This window comes from Blastococcus sp. TBT05-19, assembly GCF_003319095.1.
Classification (GTDB): Bacteria; Actinomycetota; Actinomycetes; order Mycobacteriales; family Geodermatophilaceae; genus Blastococcus.
Map to the genome: position 1 here is coordinate 479,342 of NZ_QOHI01000002.1, position 16,892 is coordinate 496,233.

The 16,892-nt window shown below is 74.0% G+C and carries 15 protein-coding genes; 8 read left to right on the plus strand and 7 right to left on the minus strand.

Going from position 1 to position 16,892, the window contains the following annotated elements; genetic code table 11:
- Positions 1–79 precede the first annotated feature (79 nt).
- The 3 genes from DQ244_RS08875 to DQ244_RS08885 form a co-directional block, all read right to left on the minus strand.
- Positions 80–1,573, minus strand: a complete 1,494-nt coding sequence (locus tag DQ244_RS08875) for a uracil-xanthine permease family protein (protein ID WP_113811082.1) — start codon at positions 1,571–1,573, stop codon at positions 80–82.
- A 71-nt stretch (positions 1,574–1,644) separates the two neighbouring features.
- Complete coding sequence (locus DQ244_RS08880; RefSeq protein ID WP_113811083.1) at positions 1,645–2,046, minus strand: DUF4345 domain-containing protein; 402 nt, start codon at positions 2,044–2,046, stop codon at positions 1,645–1,647.
- Positions 2,047–2,088: 42 nt separating this feature from the next.
- Positions 2,089–2,844, minus strand: a complete 756-nt coding sequence (locus tag DQ244_RS08885) for a DUF2470 domain-containing protein (protein ID WP_113811084.1) — start codon at positions 2,842–2,844, stop codon at positions 2,089–2,091.
- 62 nt (positions 2,845–2,906) lie between these two features.
- Here DQ244_RS08885 and rpsD point away from each other — a divergent pair, with 62 nt between their 5' ends.
- From rpsD to DQ244_RS08900, 3 genes are all read left to right on the plus strand, one after another.
- Positions 2,907–3,509, plus strand: a complete 603-nt coding sequence (gene rpsD / locus DQ244_RS08890) for a 30S ribosomal protein S4 (RefSeq protein WP_113811085.1) — start codon at positions 2,907–2,909, stop codon at positions 3,507–3,509.
- A 43-nt stretch (positions 3,510–3,552) separates the two neighbouring features.
- Positions 3,553–4,167: a hypothetical protein gene (locus tag DQ244_RS08895; protein WP_113811086.1), complete on the plus strand. Its 615-nt coding sequence runs from the start codon at positions 3,553–3,555 to the stop codon at positions 4,165–4,167.
- Positions 4,168–4,359: 192 nt separating this feature from the next.
- Positions 4,360–6,045 carry a SpoIIE family protein phosphatase gene (locus tag DQ244_RS08900; RefSeq protein WP_113811087.1) on the plus strand — a complete coding sequence of 562 codons (1,686 nt, stop codon included), beginning with the start codon at positions 4,360–4,362 and terminating at the stop codon, positions 6,043–6,045.
- Between the two features lie 67 nt (positions 6,046–6,112).
- Here the strand turns inward: DQ244_RS08900 and DQ244_RS08905 are convergent, their stop codons facing one another.
- Both DQ244_RS08905 and DQ244_RS08910 read right to left on the minus strand, forming a co-directional pair.
- Positions 6,113–7,195 carry a PP2C family protein-serine/threonine phosphatase gene (locus DQ244_RS08905; protein WP_233491276.1) on the minus strand — a complete coding sequence of 361 codons (1,083 nt, stop codon included), beginning with the start codon at positions 7,193–7,195 and terminating at the stop codon, positions 6,113–6,115.
- A gap of 77 nt (positions 7,196–7,272) precedes the next feature.
- Entirely contained in the window at positions 7,273–8,418 is a 1,146-nt protein-coding gene (locus tag DQ244_RS08910; RefSeq protein ID WP_113811088.1) for a Cache 3/Cache 2 fusion domain-containing protein, read from the minus strand.
- Between the two features lie 421 nt (positions 8,419–8,839).
- Between DQ244_RS08910 and DQ244_RS08915 the strand changes: the two genes are divergently transcribed.
- Positions 8,840–9,226, plus strand: a complete 387-nt coding sequence (locus tag DQ244_RS08915) for a hypothetical protein (RefSeq protein ID WP_113811089.1) — start codon at positions 8,840–8,842, stop codon at positions 9,224–9,226.
- Between the two features lie 63 nt (positions 9,227–9,289).
- Positions 9,290–11,002, plus strand: coding sequence for a signal peptidase I (locus DQ244_RS08920; RefSeq protein WP_113811090.1), 1,713 nt, complete (start codon positions 9,290–9,292; stop codon positions 11,000–11,002).
- An 8-nt stretch (positions 11,003–11,010) separates the two neighbouring features.
- Here DQ244_RS08920 and DQ244_RS08925 read toward each other — a convergent pair whose 3' ends face one another.
- The gene (locus tag DQ244_RS08925; RefSeq protein WP_113811159.1) at positions 11,011–11,547 is read right to left on the minus strand and encodes a GNAT family N-acetyltransferase; all 537 of its coding nucleotides are present in this window, start codon (positions 11,545–11,547) and stop codon (positions 11,011–11,013) included.
- A gap of 42 nt (positions 11,548–11,589) precedes the next feature.
- Between DQ244_RS08925 and DQ244_RS08930 the strand changes: the two genes are divergently transcribed.
- On the plus strand, positions 11,590–12,753 hold the full coding sequence (locus DQ244_RS08930) for a benzoate/H(+) symporter BenE family transporter (protein ID WP_113811091.1): 1,164 nt from the start codon (positions 11,590–11,592) through the stop codon (positions 12,751–12,753).
- Between the two features lie 6 nt (positions 12,754–12,759).
- Here DQ244_RS08930 and DQ244_RS08935 read toward each other — a convergent pair whose 3' ends face one another.
- Positions 12,760–13,593: a PHP domain-containing protein gene (locus tag DQ244_RS08935; RefSeq protein WP_199580304.1), complete on the minus strand. Its 834-nt coding sequence runs from the start codon at positions 13,591–13,593 to the stop codon at positions 12,760–12,762.
- 80 nt (positions 13,594–13,673) lie between these two features.
- On the opposite strand from DQ244_RS08935, the gene DQ244_RS20150 reads away from it, so the two are divergent.
- Positions 13,674–15,896, plus strand: a complete 2,223-nt coding sequence (locus DQ244_RS20150; RefSeq protein WP_113811092.1) for a RecQ family ATP-dependent DNA helicase — start codon at positions 13,674–13,676, stop codon at positions 15,894–15,896.
- A 53-nt stretch (positions 15,897–15,949) separates the two neighbouring features.
- A complete protein-coding gene (locus tag DQ244_RS08945) occupies positions 15,950–16,576 on the plus strand; it encodes an alpha-ketoglutarate-dependent dioxygenase AlkB (RefSeq protein ID WP_113811093.1) in 627 nt (208 codons plus the stop codon).
- Positions 16,577–16,892: the final 316 nt, after the last annotated feature.

Sequence of the window (16,892 nt, forward strand, 5' to 3'; positions counted from 1 at the left end):
TCGCGGACGTCGACGAGAACACGCTGAGGGCCCTCTCGGACGATCCGAGAGGGCCCTCAGCGTGCAGTCGGCCGGTGGCTCAGGTCGTGCGGTCCGGGCTCCCGACCGGAGCCGGCAACTCCTCGCCGTGCACGGAGCCGAAGGTCGAGCCGGCGGCAGGGTGCGGGCCCTCGCGCGTCAGCGACGCCTTCATCTCCGCCGGGGCCAGCGCCCGCGCGACGTGCCAGCCGACCACCGCGACGATCGTCCCCAGCGCGATGCCGCCCAGGGAGAAGTCCTCGCTGAACTGCAGCAGCGGAGCGTCGTTGCCCGAGTTCCCGACGGCGATGATGATCCCCGCGGCCAGCGGCACGAGGTTGACCGGGTTGGCGAAGTCGACGCGGTTCTCCTTCCAGATCTTCGCGCCGAGCAGGCCGATCATCCCGTAGAGCACCACCGTGATCCCGCCGAGGACGCCGCCGGGGATCGCGTTGATCAGCGCCCCGAACTTCGGCACCAGGCCGAGCACGATCGCGACGAGAGCGGCCACGTAGTACGCCGCCGTCGAGTACACCCGGGTCGCCGCCATCACGCCGATGTTCTCCGCGTACGTGGTGGTGGGGGATCCGCCGACCGACGTCGCCACCACGGTGGTCACACCGTCGGCGAAGACCGCCCGGCCGATCATCGGGTCGAGGTCGCGGCGGGTCATCTCGGCCACCGCCTTCACGTGCCCGGCGTTCTCCGCGACCAGCGCGATCACCGCGGGCAGCACCAGCAGCGCGAAGTTGAAGGAGAAGCTCGGCCCGTTGAACGACGGCAGCCCGAACCACGGGGACTCCCCGACGGCGCTGAAGTCCACCCGGTCGTGCGCGAACGGCGTCGGCAGGCAGTACGCGCCTCCGTCGCAGGGGTTGCCGTCGGCGTCCTGCAGATTCTGGCCGGGCAGCACCGAGGTGATCGGCCCGGCGGTCAGGTCGAGCAGGATCGACAGCAGGTAGCCGAACACCAGGCCCAGCAGGATCGAGATCCGGCCGAGGAAGCCGCGCAGCAGCAGCGAGGCGACGATGACGAACGCCATGGTGGCCAGCGCCACCCACTGGTCCTGCACCCAGTAGGTCGCGGTCGCCACCGGTGCCAGGTTGAAGCCGATGAGCATCACGACGGCGCCGGTCACCGCCGGCGGCAGCACCCGGTTCACCACGCGCACGCCCACCAGGTGGATCACCAGGCCGACCAGCGCCAGGACCACGCCCGACACCAGCAGCGCGCCGAGCACCTCGGCGTCCGAGCCGCCGGCGGCCTGCACCGCGATCACGCCGCCGACGAACGACGCCGAGCTGCCCAGGTAGCTCGGTACCTTCCCCTGCACGATCAGCAGGAACAGGATCGTCGCGACCCCGCTCATCATGATCGCGAGGTTGGCGTCCAGGCCCATGAGCAGCGGGAAGACGAAGGTCGCCCCGAACATGGCGACCACGTGCTGCGCGCCGATGCCCACCGTGCGCGGCCAGGAGAGCCGCTCGTCCGGCGCGACCGCCTCGCCCAGCGGTGGGGTCTTCCCGTCCCCGTACAGCTTCCAGCCGAACGCCATCGGGTGCCTCCTCGCGCTGCACGAACGTCGCGCGCATCGTTCCAGAGGGCGACGACGACGAGCCGCAGGTGTCAGCTCCGGGCGGCGACCCTCCGCTGCCAGGCCACGAGCACCGGCGTCCCGAGCAGCTCGAGCGCCGCGCCCGCGACCAGCGCCGGCTGGGGCTTGCCCGCCTTCTGCCAGGCCAGCAGGTGCACCAGGCCACCCACGAAGAGCGCGCCGGAGACCCCCTGGACCAGCGCGCCCGACCGCTCGACCCGGGGGATCGCCGACCAGATCAGCGGGGCGACCGCGGCGTAGACCGCGTGGGTGTAGCGGTACTCGTTCTCCACGTCCGGCGCCAAGGGGCCGGTGTTCCCGGGCAGCGAGGCCGGGCCGAGCAGCGCTCCGCCGAGGCCGGAGGCCAGCGGGATCGCGGAGAGCACGCCCAGGGTGATCTGCAGGCCGCGTCGGCCGCCGTCGGAGGAGGTCATCGCAGGACCGTGGCACAGTCCGGCCGTCGGGACCAGTGCAGATCAGGCGGGACCGCAGGTCAGGAGGTCGTCGAGCGCGGCGGCGAACCCGCCGGGCCCGGTCAGCGGCGCGGCGAACGGCACCCGCAGGTCGTAGCACCCGTGCCGCCCCTGCACCCGGAACCGGATGCCGAAGCGGTCCAGCCCCAGCAGCCGGACGTCGTCCCGCCGGCCGGCCCAGTTCTGCACCCGGGCGCACAGCCGGCCCAGCGGCTCGCCCTGCGCGGCCATCAGCTCGGCCTCCGCCCGGCTGACCGGGTCGGGTGCGGCGGCGCGGAAGTCGTCCGGGTCGACGTCGGCGCAGGTCCCCGACTCCTCGAGCTCCACCTCGGCCAGGTCCATCCGCAGGAGGACGGCGCCCAGCCCCACCTCGAACAGCGCCTCCGACGGCGAGGTCTCCGCGAAGTCGAGCACCAGGTCCGCGACCTCCCCGGCCGGCACGGGCGTGAGCCAGCCCGAGAGCCGGACCAGCGCCCGCACCGGGTGCCGCAGGGGCAGGGAGGACCGGTCCGTCACGGACAGCCGGGCCGGGACGTCGCCCAGCGGCGAGGTCCGCAGCGCCTCCACCACTCCGCCGGACCCGGGCACGACGAGCAGCACGTCGCCGTCGGCCGTCGTCGTCGCGGCCAGGACCGGGCAGGAGCCGGTGCCGGCGACGTGCAGGGCGGCAGTGGGTCGCAGCGCGACGGTGCGAGCGCGCTCGGCGGCCGGCGGCTGCCGGTCGAGGGCCGCGGACGAGTGGGTCGGGCCGGCCGTCATGGACCACCTCGGGTGCTCGGGATCGAGTAGTAAGGTGAGCCTAACCAAACCGGAGGTCACCCGTGAACACGCCCCGCCCCAAGGTCCGGCTCAGCCGCGCGCTGGGCATCCCGCTCACGCCGAAGTGCGTCCAGTACTTCGAGCGCCGTCCGTACCCGCCGGGCGAGCACGGCCGGAAGCGCCGCAAGGACAGCGACTACTCCACCCGGCTGAAGGAGAAGCAGCGGCTGCGCGCGCAGTACGACATCTCCGAGACCCAGCTGCGCGCCGCGTTCGACCGGGCCAGGCGCACCGGCGGCAAGACCGGCGAGGCGCTGATCCAGGACCTCGAGTCGCGGCTGGACGCCATGGTGCTGCGCGCCGGCTTCGCGCGGACCATCTACCAGGCCCGCCAGTTCGTCACCCACCAGCACGTGCTGGTCAACGGCAAGCGGGTCGACCGCCCCTCCTACCGGCTGAAGCCGGGCGACTTCGTGCAGATCGCGGAGAAGTCGCGGACCAAGGAGCCGTTCCTCGTCGCCGCCTCCGGCGCGCACGCCGAGGCCCCGAAGTACCTCGAGGTGCGGCTGGCCGACCTGGTCGCCCGCTACGAGCGGACGCCGACCCGCGACGAGGTCCCGGTCGTCTGCGAGGAGCAGCTGGTCGTGGAGTACTACTCCCGCTGATCTCGCTTGCCGCGCGGTCGCGGGGCCGCCAGGCTCCGCGGCCATGTGGACCTCGTACCACTCCGACGGCGAGCCCGACCCGGACTTCCTGCGGCGGATGAACCCGCCGGAGAACGAGGTCCCGGTCGCCCTGCCGCAGAACCGCGTGCTCGCGCGCACGGACGACGTCGGCGTCGCGGTGATCGGGCTGCACGTCTACACGACCGGCGTGGCGTTCCAGCTGGTCGCGCAGGCCCGGCCGTCGGCGCAGATCACCGGTGGCCGCGACCTGAACGAGCTGTTCTGGCGGCACGGGCCCGGTGCGGGGCGCGGCTTCCTGCTCGGCGTCGAGTTCGCCGACGGCAGGCGGGCGGGCACGATGGCCGGCCGCGGCGACGCGAACGGGCTGATCTTCCACCAGGGCGGTGGCTCCGGCGGTCACTCGTCCATCCACCAGTCCTGGTGGCTCAGCCCCGTGCCGCCGCCGGGGCCGCTGCGCCTCGTCCTGCGCTGCGACGACCTCGGGATCCAGGAGACGACGGTGGAGCTGGACGGCGCTGGCATGGCCCGCGCCGTGGACGACGTCGTCGAGCTGTGGCCCTGGGAGCCGCCGCGCTCCCCCGACCCGGAGCCGCCCCCGCTCCCCGACCTGCCGGCGGACAGCTGGTTCGCCCGCTGACCCGCAGGGTCGAAGGGTGGAAGGTCTTGCCCAATGCACCGATCGGGCGCACCGGTGCAAGAATGCGGCGGAGCACGATCCGACGACTGTCCGTGAGGCCGGCCGGGACGTGCTCCGGGCGTGGGGGGAACAGCACTGGACAGGCATCTGGCGGAGCTCGTACCGGGCGCGCCCCGGACCGAGCTGCAGCGGATGGTCCTGGAGCACGACTGGGCCGCCACGCCGCTGGGTCCCCCGGAGAACTGGTCCGCGACGTTCCGCACGGCGCTGAGCACCGCCCTCAACTCGCGCTTCCCGTTCCTCCTCATGTGGGGTCCGGACCTCGTCATGGTCTACAACGACGACTACGCCCCCATGCTCGGCGCCCGGCACCCCTCCGCGCTCGGCCGCTCGGCCCGCGACGTCTGGGCCGACATCTGGCCCGCGCTCGAGCCCATGGTCCAGGAGGTCTTCGCCGGGCGGCCCACGTACTCCGAGGACCTGCTGCTGGTCATGACCCGCAACGGCTGGGAGGAGGAGACCTACTTCTCCTTCTCGTTCAGCCCCGTCGTCGAACCCGGTGGCCGGGTCGTCGGGCTCCTCGACACCGTCGTCGAGACCACGCACCGCGTGCTGGCCGCCCGGCGGCTCGGCGTCCTGCAGCAGCTGGGCAGCCTGCCCCGCGCCTCGCACGGTGACACGACGGAGGCGGTCGCCACCGCCCTCGGGATCCTCGCCGAGGCGCGCAGCGACTGCCCCTTCGGGGTCGTCTACCTGACCGAGGACGACGACGCGGAGCCGCGGCTGGTGGCGGCGCAGGGTCTGGGCGCCGGGCTGGACCTGACCGCGGGCCCCATTCCCGAGCACGTGCGCCGGGCGATGGCGACCGGGGAGATCCAGACCGTCACGGGTCTCGCCTCGCACCTCCCGGGCCTGGCCACCCACGGCGCGAGCCCGGTGGGGCCGGCCGACGTCGACACCGCGGTCGTCCTCCCGCTCACGGCGGCCGGTGCGGAGCAGCCGGTGGGCGCGCTGGTGCTGGGCGCGAGCCCGCACCTGCCGCTGGACGAGGACTACCGCATCTTCATGTCGCTGGCCGCCGGCCAGGTCGCCGCGACCGTGACCGACGCGCAGGCGGTCGCGCGCGAGCGTCGGCGGGCCGAGGAGCGGGCGAGGTCGGAGCGGGCCCGCGCCCAGTTCTTCACCGACGTGGCCGTCACCCTCCAGCGCGCCGTCCTCGGTCCGACCGTGCTCCCGGCGGGATTCGCCGTCCACTACGAGCCGGCCACCGGCACGCTGGAGGTGGGCGGCGACTGGTACGATGTCGTCGACATGCCCGACGGCGGTTACGGCGTGGTGGTCGGTGACGTCGTCGGCCGCGGCCTGCCCGCCGCCGCCGTGATGGGTCAGCTGCGCAGCGCCGGCCGGGCGCTGCTGCTGGAGAGCCGCTCACCGGGCCACGTCCTCTCCGCGCTCGACCGGTTCGCGGCGCTGGTCCCCGGCGCTGCCGTGAGCACCGTGTTCTGCGCCGTCATCGACCCGCGCAGCGGCAGCATCCGCTACAGCAGCGCCGGTCACCCGCCGGCCCTGCTCGTGCAGGCCGACGGCACCGTCCGGCAGCTGGAGGACGGCTCCGCCCTCCCGCTGGCCGTCGACGACGGAGCCGAGCGCCCCGAGGGCGAGCTCCGGATGCCGCCCGGTTCGACGCTGCTGCTCTACACCGACGGCCTGATCGAGCGGCGGGACGAGGCCCTGGACGAGGGCATCTCCCGGGCCGCGGAGGCACTCGTCGAGGGGCGGCACCTGGGCCCGGCGGAGCTGGGCGCCCTGCTCACCGAGCGGTTGCTCGGCGACGCCCCCGACGACGACGTCGCCTTCGTCCTCTTCCGCTGCGGCTGATCCCCCGGAGCTCCGGCACGTCGACGCCGTCCTGCCGTCGCACCTGACCGCGCCGGAGGGCCGAGGTTCAGCGGGGGAACCGCACCGCCAGCAGCGCGATGTCGTCGTCGCCGCGGGAACCCAGGGCGCCGAGCAGCCCGTCGCACACCCGGTCCAGCGGCTCCTGCCCGATCCGCGAGAGCGCGCGCACCAGCCAGGCGGTGCCGTCGTCCAGGGTCATGCCCCGGCGTTCGACCAGCCCGTCGGTGTAGAAGAGCATCGAGTCGCCGCGGTGCAGCTCGACGTGGTGCTCGCTCCGCGACGCCTCTGCCGGGCCTGCTCCCAGCAGCCGCTCGGGCGTGCGCTCCAGCAGCCCCGCGGTGCCGTCGGCGCGCACCAGCACCGGGGGCAGGTGGCCGGCGTTCGACCAGCAGAGCGGCGCGACGGCGCCACGGACGTCGACCGTCGCCACGGTCACCGTGACCAGCGTGTCCAGGCCGAGCCCGGCGAGCACGTCGTCCAGGGCCGTGAGCAGGGCGGCGGGGGAGGTGTGCCCGGACCGCGCGAGCGCGCGCACCATGCCGCGGGTCTGCGCCATCGTGGCCGCGGCGGGGGCGTCGTGACCGGCGACGTCGCCGATGACGAGCATGATCCGGCCGTCGGCGAGCGGGAACGCGTCGTACCAGTCGCCGCCGACCTGCGCGCCCTGGTCCCCGGGCAGGTAGCGGGCCGCGGTCTCCATGCCGGGTACCTGGGGCGGGGCGCCGAGCAGCGCCCGCTGCAGCGTCTCGCCGGTGCGCACCACGGCGCGCGTGGCCGCGGCCTCGGCGCTGAGCCGCGCCACCTGGCGCTCGTGCCGCAGCCGCAGGTCGCAGGCGCCCACGGCGATGACCCCCGCGAGCACGACCGCGACGAGCCGGATGCTCTGGGCCAGGACGGCGTCCCCCGTGTACTGCTGCGAGTAGAGCCCGAGCACGGTGGCGACGACGAACGCGGCCGATCCGTAGGCGATGGTGGCCCGCCGGCCCAGCGACGTGGCGGCCATCAGCGGCGCCATGACCGAGAGGCCCAGCACCACCTGCTCGCGGCCGCTGACGATCTCGCCCAGCACGACCAGCGCGAGGACGACGGCGGGCACCACCGCGTCGATCCGCCGCGACCGGTTCACCACGTTCCCCTCGTCCGGCCCGGGAGCCCGGCGCCTGTCGAACCGGGTTCCCAACCTAGACGACGACGCCGACGTGCTCGTCAGCTGCCGGAGCCGGGCATCGAGTCCAGGGGGAGGCCGACGTAGAGCATCCCGATCAGGGCTCCGGCGTCGTCCTGCAGCCCCGTGTAGGCGGTGAAGTACTGCCGCCCTGCGACGGTCGCCTCTCCGGTGTAGATCTTCCCGGCGAGGACGGCGGCGAGGACCGGGTTCGGTGTGCCGTCGGCGCCCGTCCGGGGGATGTAGGTGCCGACGTTGCGCCGACCGGCGGGGTTGAGCACCGTCGTCGCGGCCCGGACCATGCTGCCCTGGTCGTCGAGGCGCTGGAACAGCGTGCAGCTGCCGCCCACCTGCCGCACCACCTCGTCGACCAGCAGCGCCGGACGGCGCGGGTCGTCGCCCCGGTCCAGCGCGACGTCCCCGATGAGGACGTCGGCCAGCTGGGCCGTGCGGACCGCCCCGCTGACCTGGTCGGTCACCGTGACGGGAGAGCGGTGCTCGCCGAGCCGGGCGCCGCCGAGGTCGGCCAGGTGCTGCTCGGCGACGGTGAGCGCCCGCCGGACGTAGACGACCCGCTGGCTCTCGGCCAGCTGCGCGACGGCGTCGGTGATGCGGGCCGAGCCGCTGGCCGCCCGGTCCACGTTCTCGACCACGCGCTCGGTCGCGGCGCGCTGCTGCTCGACGGCGGCGGCGATGGCGTCCTGCGCCTCGGCGATGGAGCCGAGCGTCCCGGTGATCCGCTGGATGACCTCGACCGCCTGCTGCGTCTCCTTCTGCACCGCCTTGATCTGCGCGTCGATGTCCTGGGCGGCCTGGGCGGTGCGCCCGGCGAGCTCCTTGACCTCGTCGGCGACGACGGCGAAGCCGCGCCCCAGGTCACCGGCGCGGGTGGCCTCGACGGAGGCGTTGAGCGCCAGGAACCGGCTCTGCTGGCTGATCGCGGTGATCATGCGGACGAACTCGGTGATCGAGGCGCTGGCCGCCTGGAGGGCGGTGATCCGCTCGTCGACGGCCTGGGCGTCGCGCACGGCGTCCTCGGCGACCGTCGAGGCGCGGCTGGTGCTGGCGGAGATGTCACCGATCGCGGCCCGCAGCTCGGCGAGCGACGCCGCGGCCTCGCGCGAGGTGTCGGAGACCTCGCGGGAGGCCTGCGCGAGCACGCCCGCCTGCTGGGCGGCGGCCTCCATGCTGGTGTCCCGCTCGGTGCTGCGCCGGGGGGCTGTTCCCCTCACGGGCGCCGGCGGCGCGGGCGCGACCGGTCCCTGCGACATCGACGAGCGCACGACGCGATACCTCCTGCTGACACCTCGGGATCGGCACCTCGGGAAGTCCACGGGCGACGGGTTGCGGAACACGGTAGGTCGCTCGTCCGGCGATGGCGGTAGGCACGCCGCAAGGAGCCGGGTTGCACTCCCGCGCATTAGAAGAATGGTGTTCGGTCACCGCCTTTTCATTGTCGACTCGGAGACTCGAGTTTCTTCTGGGAATGGAGTTAAGAATGTGTCGGACGGTGCCGAAGACCTGGTTGTCGAACGACAGGCCGGTGCCGATGACCCGAGTGACCAGCACTCGGGCGGGCCAGGCCGCTGAGAGAAAAGGACCCAGGCAATGCGCAAGTCGCGCGTTCTGCTCGCCGGAGTCGCGGTTGCCGCTGCCGGCGTCACGACCTCCGCCTTCACCAGCGCCAACACCATCACCGCGGACAACAACGTCGCCGGTTACATCCAGACGTCGGTCAGCGGTGCGGTCATCAGCAACATCGCCTACACCCCCAACTCCACGGACCAGAGCCGGCTCGACTCGGTCGTCTTCACCACCAGCAACAACATCGCCAACGCGAGCGCGGTCCTGACGATGAAGCTGGCGGGTACCAACGCGGCCGGCCAGGCCAACACCTGCGGCGTCTCCGGCACGGACACGATCACGTGCACCTTCACCTCGCCGCTGCTCTTCACGGCGTTCGACCAGCTCGCCCTGACGGTCACCTCGAACTAAGCAGTTCCGCACCGGGCGGGGCGGCTCTCGTAGCCGCCCCGCCCGCACCCGCTAAGGGCCTCCATGACATCCGCACCGAGAGTCATCAGCACCAGCGCCGTCGCCGCGCTGGTGCTCGTGACGCTGTGGCTGTTCTGGCCCGCCTCGCTGGGGGGAGGCACGACCTACCTCAGCACCTACGGCACCAGCATGGAGCCGGGCTTCTCCGCGGGGGACCTGGCCGTGCTCAGCGAGGCCGGTTCGTACTCGGTGGGCGACGTCGTCGCCTACCGCAGCGAATCCCTCGGCACCGTCGTCATGCACCGCATCGTCGCGGCCGACGCCGACGGCTTCATCACCCAGGGCGACAACAACGACTTCCTGGACGAGGACCGCCCGACCCGGGACGAGATCCTGGGCAGTCTCTTCTTCCGCGTCCCGAACGGCGGCCAGACGCTCGCCGCCCTCACCTCGCCCTGGACCCTCGCGGTCGTGGGGTTCGCCACGGTCCTCGTCGTGGGCGCGGCCAAGGCCGGTGAGGAACGCAGGGCACGACGGGCCAGGCGCCGGCGTGCGCCGTCCCTCCGGATGCCGTCCTTCTCCGTCCCGGCTCTGGCCCTCCCGCGTCCGGCCCTCCCGCGTCCGAGCCTGCCACGCCCGACCGCGGGAGCCGTGTCGATGCGGGCCCGGGCCCGCGCCCGGCAGGTCGCCCTCGCCTCCGCATCCGTGGCGCTCGTCGCCGCTCTCGCCGCCGGCGCGCTGTTCCTCGCTCCCTCCACCGAGACCGGCAGCGAGACCCTCGCGGTCACCGAACGGGGCGCGTTCAGCTACACCGGTACCGCCACGCGCGGCACCACCTACCCGGAGGGTGTCATCGAGTCCGGCGACACCGTCTGGACCAAGCTCACCGACGGCCTCACCGTCTCCTACGCGAGCACCCTCGACTCCGACGGGCTCACCGACCTCCAGGGCGTCCTGCGTCTCGACGTCTCGGTCGAGGCACCGGACGGCTGGGGCGCCTACCTCAACAGCGGGCCGGTCGTCCGCCTGCAGGACGGCACGGCGACCGCGAGCGTCACCGTCGACACGACCCTCGCCGCCTCCGTGCTCGCCGAGCACTACGCGGAGGTGGGCGGGGGCGGCGCCGGCGCGACCCTGCGCATCACGCCCACGACGGCGACCTCGGGCTCCGTGCGGGGGATCCCCTTCGAGGCGGAGGGCCCCGCCCCCCTGGACTTCGCGCTCGACGCGACCTCGCTCCGACTGGCCGGGGACGCCGAGACCGCGCTGAACACCCGGACCGAGACCGAGGTGACGGCCGACCAGGTCGTCCCCCGGTCGTTCGAGGTCGCCGGCACGACCGTCCCCCTCGGGGTGGCCCGGGCCGCAGCGGTGCTCGTCCTGGCGCTCGCCCTGGCCTGCGCCGCCGGCGGTGCCTGGATGGGCCGGATCGGCCGCGGCGACGCCGCCGACGACTTCGCGGTCCGCCACGCCGACCGGATCGTGCCGGTCGCCGCGTTCGCCACCGGTGGCACCGTCATCGACGTGTCCGACGCCGAGTCCCTGCACCGGGTCGCCGAGCGCTTCGACACCGTCGTCCTGCACCACGCCGGCGAGGAGGAGGACGTCTTCGCCGTGCGCGACGTCGACGCCACCTACCGGTTCGTGGTCCCGGATGCCGCGGCCCGGCGACGGGGGAAGCCGCCGGTCCCGGCGTCCCACCCGGCCGCCGCGTACGACTCCGACTACACGACCCCGCTCCCGCGCGCTGGTGGCCTCCGCGGCCGCCTGGCCTGACCGCCGGCTCAGACCGGTTCGGCCGGCTCGTCGTCGTAGGGGCCCAGGCTCCGCTGGGTCCAGAGGACGTCGCGCCACCGCCCCTGCTTGTAGCCGATCCGCCGGTAGGTGCCGATCGGCTCGAACCCCAGCGCGGTGTGCAGCCCCGCGCTGGGCTCGTTCGGCAGCGTGATCCCCGCGACCGCGGTGCGGAACCCGCGCTCGGCCAGCCGGGCGAACAGCGCCTCGTACAGCGTGCGGCCGCCGCCACCGCGCCGTCGTCGTCCGCCGTCCAGGTAGACGCTCACCTCGCAGGACCAGCGGTAGGCGGCGCGCTCCTTGTACGGACCGGCGTAGGCGTACCCGACGACGACGCCGTCGTCCTCCAGCACCAACCAGGCGTGCGCGCGCTGCGCCGCGGCGATCCGGCCGGCCATCTGCGCCGCGGACGGCGGCTCGAGCTCGAAGGTGATGGCGCTGTCGGTGACGTACGGCGCGTAGATCGCTGCGCAGACCGCCGCGTCGGCAGCCGTGGCGTCACGCACGACCGGAGCAGGGGAACCCATGATCACCAACGGTAGAGCGGTGCTCCGCTAGCGTCGCGGCCCGTGCCCGCCGCTCCGTCGTCGACGACCGTCGCGGGACTGGTGACCGCCCTCGTCGGGTTCCTGAGCTCCTTCGCGGTCGTGCTCACCGGGCTCCGGGCGGTGGGGGCGACGCCGGCGCAGGCCGCCTCGGGTCTCGTGGTCCTGTCCGTTGCGATGGGCCTCGCCACCGTGCTCCTCGCGCAGCGCACCCGGATGCCGATCACCGTCGCCTGGTCCACCCCCGGCGCGGCGCTCCTGGCGACCGCCTCCGCGCCGTCCTGGCCCGTGGCCGTGGGCGCGTTCGTTCTGGTCGGGGCGCTCGTCCTGCTCACCGCGGCGTGGCCCCGGCTCGGCAGCGCGATCGCCGCCATCCCGCCGGTCCTCGCGCAGGCGATGCTGGCCGGCGTCCTGGTCCCGCTCTGCCTCGAGCCGGTCCGGTCGGCGCTGGAGATCCCCTGGCTGGTGCTGCCGGTGGTCGCCGTCTGGATCGCGCTGCTCCGGTTCTCCCCGCGCTGGGCGGTGCCGGCCGCCTTCGCGGTCACGCTCGGCATCATCGGGTGGCTGTCCCTCCGCGAGGGCGGCGTCCCGTTCGGGGAGCTGGTCCCGAGCCTGGAGTGGACGACGCCGGACCTCACGTCCGTCGCCGCGATCGGCCTGGCGCTGCCGCTGTTCCTGGTCACCATGGCCTCGCAGAACGTGCCGGGCATGGCGGTGCTGGCCGCGTACGGCTACCGGGCGCCGTGGCGGCCGGCGATGGCGGTGACCGGCGCCGGCACGCTGCTCGGCGCGCCCTTCGGCGGCCACGCGATCAACCTGGCCGCCATCAGCGCGGCCCTGGCCGCCGGTCCCGAGGCCGACCTCGATCCGGGACGCCGCTACCTGGCCGCCCGCACCGCGGGGGTCGCCTACGTCGGCTTCGCGCTGGTCTCGGCCGCGGTCGCCGCGCTGGTGGCCACGGCGCCCGCCGGCTTCGTCGCCGCGGCCGCCGGCCTGGCCCTGTGGCCGGTGCTGGCCTCGTCCCTGAGCGGGGCGCTGGCCCGGGCCGAGGACCGGATCCCCGTCGTCGCCACCTTCCTCGTCGCGATCAGCGGCACGACGGTGGCCGGCATCGGCTCGGCGTTCTGGTCGCTGGTGGTCGGGCTGGTGCTGTGGGCGTGGTTCCGCCCGTCCCCCGTCGCGGCGTGACCGGGGTCAGCGGCGCCAGAAGTCGAAGCGGTCGCGCCCCGGGCGGAACCCGGCGGCCTCGGCGACCGCCACGGCCAGGTCGAACTTCTGCCCGACGGCCGCCGGCGCGTGGGCGTCGCTGCCGAAGCTGACCGCCTCGCCCCCCTCCTCGTGGAACCAGCGCACCTGGTCGGCCGAGGCGAGCGGGCTGCTGGTGTTGATCTCCAGCGCGCGGCCGCTGCCGGCCAGCGCGCGGAACACCGCCCGGTACTCCTCCTCGTAGTCCTTCTCCACGAACCGGTGGCTGCCGCCGGGCCAGTAGCGCCGCGGGAAGTCCACGTGCGCCAGGACCTGGAAGACGTCGCTGCTCTCGATCATCCCGACCATCTCGCCGAGGTAGCGGCGCATGGTCGCGTCGGCGTCCCCGTGCAGCAGCCGCCCGACGCCGATCAGCCGGCCCTCGTCCGACAGCGAGTGCAGGGAGCCGAGGACCCGGTCCACCGGGGAGTCCTCGAGGTGCTTGGCGATGCTCGCGGCGAACAGGTGCGGCTCACCGGTCTCGATCCCCGACCAGATCCGCAGCTCCGGGAACCGGTCGCGCACCTCGGCGATCTCGGCGGAGTAGCCCTCGACGTCGATCGGCAGCTGGTGGGCCGGGAAGCGGTCGACCAGCCCCTCCTCGGTGGCCCGGTCCCCGGCCTGCCAGACGGTGAAGTCCAGGTGCTCGGTGAACGCGATCGCCGGCAGCCCCTGCGCGATCGCCCGCTCGCAGGCCCTCCGCATCGTCGACGAGTCCGGCGTGTCCCACGACCAGTGGGTGTGCACGTGGTTGTCGGCCGGAAGCTGCCCCTGGTGTGCCATCGCCTGTGGATTCTCCACCGCCGTCCCCACCCCGCGCGCGGGCACCCGTTCTGTCGGCCCGCATGCCTACTGTCGTCGGCATGACCACCGCTGCCCCGCCGTCGGAGATCGCCGACGAGGCCCTGGAGATCCTGCGCGAGCTCACCGGCCGGCCCGACGCCGTCTTCCGCGAGGGGCAGGACGCCGCGGTCGCCGCGCTGGTCGAGCGCTCCGCCCGGGCCCTGGTGGTGCAGCGCACCGGGTGGGGCAAGTCGGCGGTCTACTTCGTCTCCACCGCGCTGCTGCGCCGCCGCGGCGCCGGGCCCACGCTGCTGGTCAGCCCGCTGCTGGCGCTGATGCGCGACCAGGTCGCCGCCGCCGCCCGCGCCGGCATCCGCGCCGTCGAGATCTCCAGCGCGAACATGACCGAGTGGGACGACATCGCCGCCCGTCTGGCCGCTGACGACGTCGACGTCCTGCTCGTCTCCCCCGAGCGCCTCACCAACCCGCGCTTCCGCGAGGAGCAGCTGCCCGGCCTCGTCGCGCGCTGCGGCCTGGTCGTGGTCGACGAGGCGCACTGCGTCTCCGACTGGGGGCACGACTTCCGGCCCGACTACCGCCGGATCCGCGACCTGCTGGGCACCCTGCCGCAGGGCACGCCGGTCCTGGCCACGACGGCGACGGCGAACGAGCGCGTGGTCGACGACGTCGCCGAGCAGCTGGGCGCCGGTGGCGTCGAGGTGACCACGGTCCGCGGCCCGCTCTCCCGTGACTCGCTGCGGCTGGGCGTCCTCCGCCTGCCCTCGGACCGCGCGCGCCTGGCCTGGCTGGCCTCCCACATCGGCGACCTGCCGGGCAGCGGCATCGTCTACACGCTCACCGTGGCCGCCGCGGAGGAGACCGCCAACCTGCTGCGCGACGCCGGCCACGAGGTGCGCGCCTACACCGGCCGGCTCGACGACGCCGACCGCAAGGACGCCGAGGAGGCGCTGCGCGAGAACCGGGTCAAGGCGCTCGTCGCCACCTCCGCCCTGGGGATGGGCTTCGACAAGCCCGACCTGGGCTTCGTCGTCCACCTGGGCGCCCCGTCGTCGCCGGTCAGCTACTACCAGCAGGTGGGTCGTGCCGGTCGCGCCGTGGAGCACGCCGACGTGCTGCTCCTCCCGGGCCCGGAGGACATCGCCATCTGGCAGTGGTTCGCGACGTCGTCCATGCCCCGGGAGGACCACGCCGCCGCGGTGCTGACCGCGATGGCCGACGGCAAGGCGTGGTCGGTGGCGCGCCTGGAGACGGTCGCCGACGTGCGCCGCTCCCGGCTGGAGCTGCTGCTCAAGGTGCTCGCCGTCGACGGCGCCGTGGAGCGGGTGCAGGGCGGCTGGCGCTCGACCGGCCGCCCGTGGGTTTACGACGCCGACCGCTACGGCCGGGTCACGCGCACCCGGGAGGCCGAGCAGCGGGCGATGCTCGCCTACGCCAGGCCGGTCGACGAGGCGGAGTGCCGCATGTCCTTCCTCCAGTCCGCGCTCGACGACCCGACCGCGGCCCCCTGCGGCCGGTGCGACGTCTGCGCCGGCCCCTGGTACTCGACCGACGTCCCCGAGGCCGCCGCGGAGAAGGCCTCGGCCGCCCTGGACCGCCCCGGCGTCGAGCTCGCCCCCCGGGCGATGTGGCCGACCGGCGCCGACCGGCTCGGTGTCGACGTGAAGGGCAAGATCCCGCAGTCGGAGCAGATGGCCACCGGCCGCGCGGTCGCCCGGCTCACCGACCTCGGCTGGGGGCAGCGGCTCCGCTCCCTGCTGGGTGACGACGGGTTGGGCGGCGTGGTGGAGCTCGACCTGGAGGCGCCCGGCATCGAGGAGGACCCCGACGCCGCGTTCGAGGTTCCGGTGCGCCGCTCGGTCTCCGACGTCCCGCCGGACGAGGAGCTGCTGCGTGCCTGCGGGCGGGTCCTGGCTGCCTGGGACTGGGCGGAGCGGCCCGCGGCGGTCGTCGCGATCCCGTCCCGCCGCCGACCCCGGCTGGTCAGCGGTGTGGCGCAGGGCCTCGCCCGGCTGGGACGACTCCCCTACCTGGGCGAGCTGTCCCTCGCGCACGGTGGGCCGACCGGTCAGCCCGGCGGCAACAGCGCCTTCCGCCTGGCCGCGGTGTGGGACCGGATCGTCGTCGGACCCGAGCTGCGCGAACGCCTGACCGAGGTCTCCGGTCCGGTGCTGCTCGTCGACGACCTGGCGGACTCCCGCTGGACCATGACGGTCGCCGGCCGGGAGCTGCGCCGCGCGGGTGCGTCGTCCGTTCTGCCCTTCGCTCTGGCGCTCACCGCGTAGTTCTCCACAGCTTTTCGCACACATGTGCGAAAAGTCCGGGTAGCGTCCTCCCCATGACGCTGGCGCACCAGCCCTCGATGTGGGACCTCGCGGACGAGGCGAGCCTCGGTCGGCTCGACGCGGTCGTGCGGCACGAGCTCGGTCAGGGCGCGTGGGTGGACCACCTCCCCGGCTGGGTCAGCGGCTCCGACGAGGTGCTCGAGGTCCTGCTCGGCGACATCGGCTGGCGGGAGGACCGCCGGCAGATGTACGAGCGCGAGGTCGCGGTCCCTCGGTTGCTCCGCTGGTACGGCAGGGAGGAGCGGCTGCCGCACACGCTGCTCACCGAGGCACGGGGTGAACTGAACCGTCACTACGGCCCGGAGCTCGGGGAGCCTTTCGTCTCCGCCGGCATGTGCCTGTACCGCGACGGGCGGGACAGCGTCGCCTGGCACGGCGACCGCATCGGCCGCGGGCGTTCGACCGACACGATGGTCGCGATCGTGTCCTTCGGTTCGCCGCGCCCGCTCCTCCTCCGCCCCCTCGGTGGCGGGGAGTCGCTCCGCTTCCCCCTGGGCCACGGCGACCTGGTGGTCATGGGCGGCTCGTGCCAGCGCACGTGGGAGCACTGCATCCCGAAGACGACGAAGCCCGTCGGACCGCGGGTGAGCGTCCAGTTCCGGCCTCGGGGCGTCGCCTGAGGAAGGACCACCCCTCCCCCCACGCCTCGCACGCTCGACGCGGGCCCCTGAGGGGGCCCGCTCCAGGGCCCAGGGACCCCCCCTGCAGGGGGCCGATCTGGGCATGTATTGTTCTCCCTGCGCCCCACGGAAGCCCGCAAGGGAGACCGAGGAGCCCCCCGCGGGGGAAGCTCTGGAAGCGGCGTAGAGTTGGACATCCAGCCAGTGACGGAGCCCGGAAGGGTCGAGTTGTTGCGCGTCCGCTCCTTGAGAACTCAACAGCGTGCCGAAAGTCAGTGCCAAGTAATACCCCGTGCCGCGGCTCGTGCAGTCGTGG

What these genes read in the sequence shown, in the direction of transcription:
- DQ244_RS08915 (WP_113811089.1), top strand. Translation starts at nt 8,840, where the DNA reads ATGCGCAAGTCGCGCGTTCTGCTCGCCGGAGTCGCGGTTGCCGCTGCC.
- DQ244_RS08880 (WP_113811083.1), bottom strand. Translation starts at nt 2,046, where the DNA reads ATGACCTCCTCCGACGGCGGCCGACGCGGCCTGCAGATCACCCTGGGC.
- DQ244_RS20150 (WP_113811092.1), top strand. Translation starts at nt 13,674, where the DNA reads ATGACCACCGCTGCCCCGCCGTCGGAGATCGCCGACGAGGCCCTGGAG.
- DQ244_RS08895 (WP_113811086.1), top strand. Translation starts at nt 3,553, where the DNA reads ATGTGGACCTCGTACCACTCCGACGGCGAGCCCGACCCGGACTTCCTG.
- DQ244_RS08920 (WP_113811090.1), top strand. Translation starts at nt 9,290, where the DNA reads ATGACATCCGCACCGAGAGTCATCAGCACCAGCGCCGTCGCCGCGCTG.
- DQ244_RS08925 (WP_113811159.1), bottom strand. Translation starts at nt 11,547, where the DNA reads ATGGGTTCCCCTGCTCCGGTCGTGCGTGACGCCACGGCTGCCGACGCG.
- DQ244_RS08875 (WP_113811082.1), bottom strand. Translation starts at nt 1,573, where the DNA reads ATGGCGTTCGGCTGGAAGCTGTACGGGGACGGGAAGACCCCACCGCTG.
- DQ244_RS08945 (WP_113811093.1), top strand. Translation starts at nt 15,950, where the DNA reads ATGACGCTGGCGCACCAGCCCTCGATGTGGGACCTCGCGGACGAGGCG.
- DQ244_RS08885 (WP_113811084.1), bottom strand. Translation starts at nt 2,844, where the DNA reads ATGACGGCCGGCCCGACCCACTCGTCCGCGGCCCTCGACCGGCAGCCG.
- DQ244_RS08935 (WP_199580304.1), bottom strand. Translation starts at nt 13,593, where the DNA reads ATGGCACACCAGGGGCAGCTTCCGGCCGACAACCACGTGCACACCCAC.
- DQ244_RS08900 (WP_113811087.1), top strand. Translation starts at nt 4,360, where the DNA reads ATGGTCCTGGAGCACGACTGGGCCGCCACGCCGCTGGGTCCCCCGGAG.
- DQ244_RS08910 (WP_113811088.1), bottom strand. Translation starts at nt 8,418, where the DNA reads ATGGAGGCCGCCGCCCAGCAGGCGGGCGTGCTCGCGCAGGCCTCCCGC.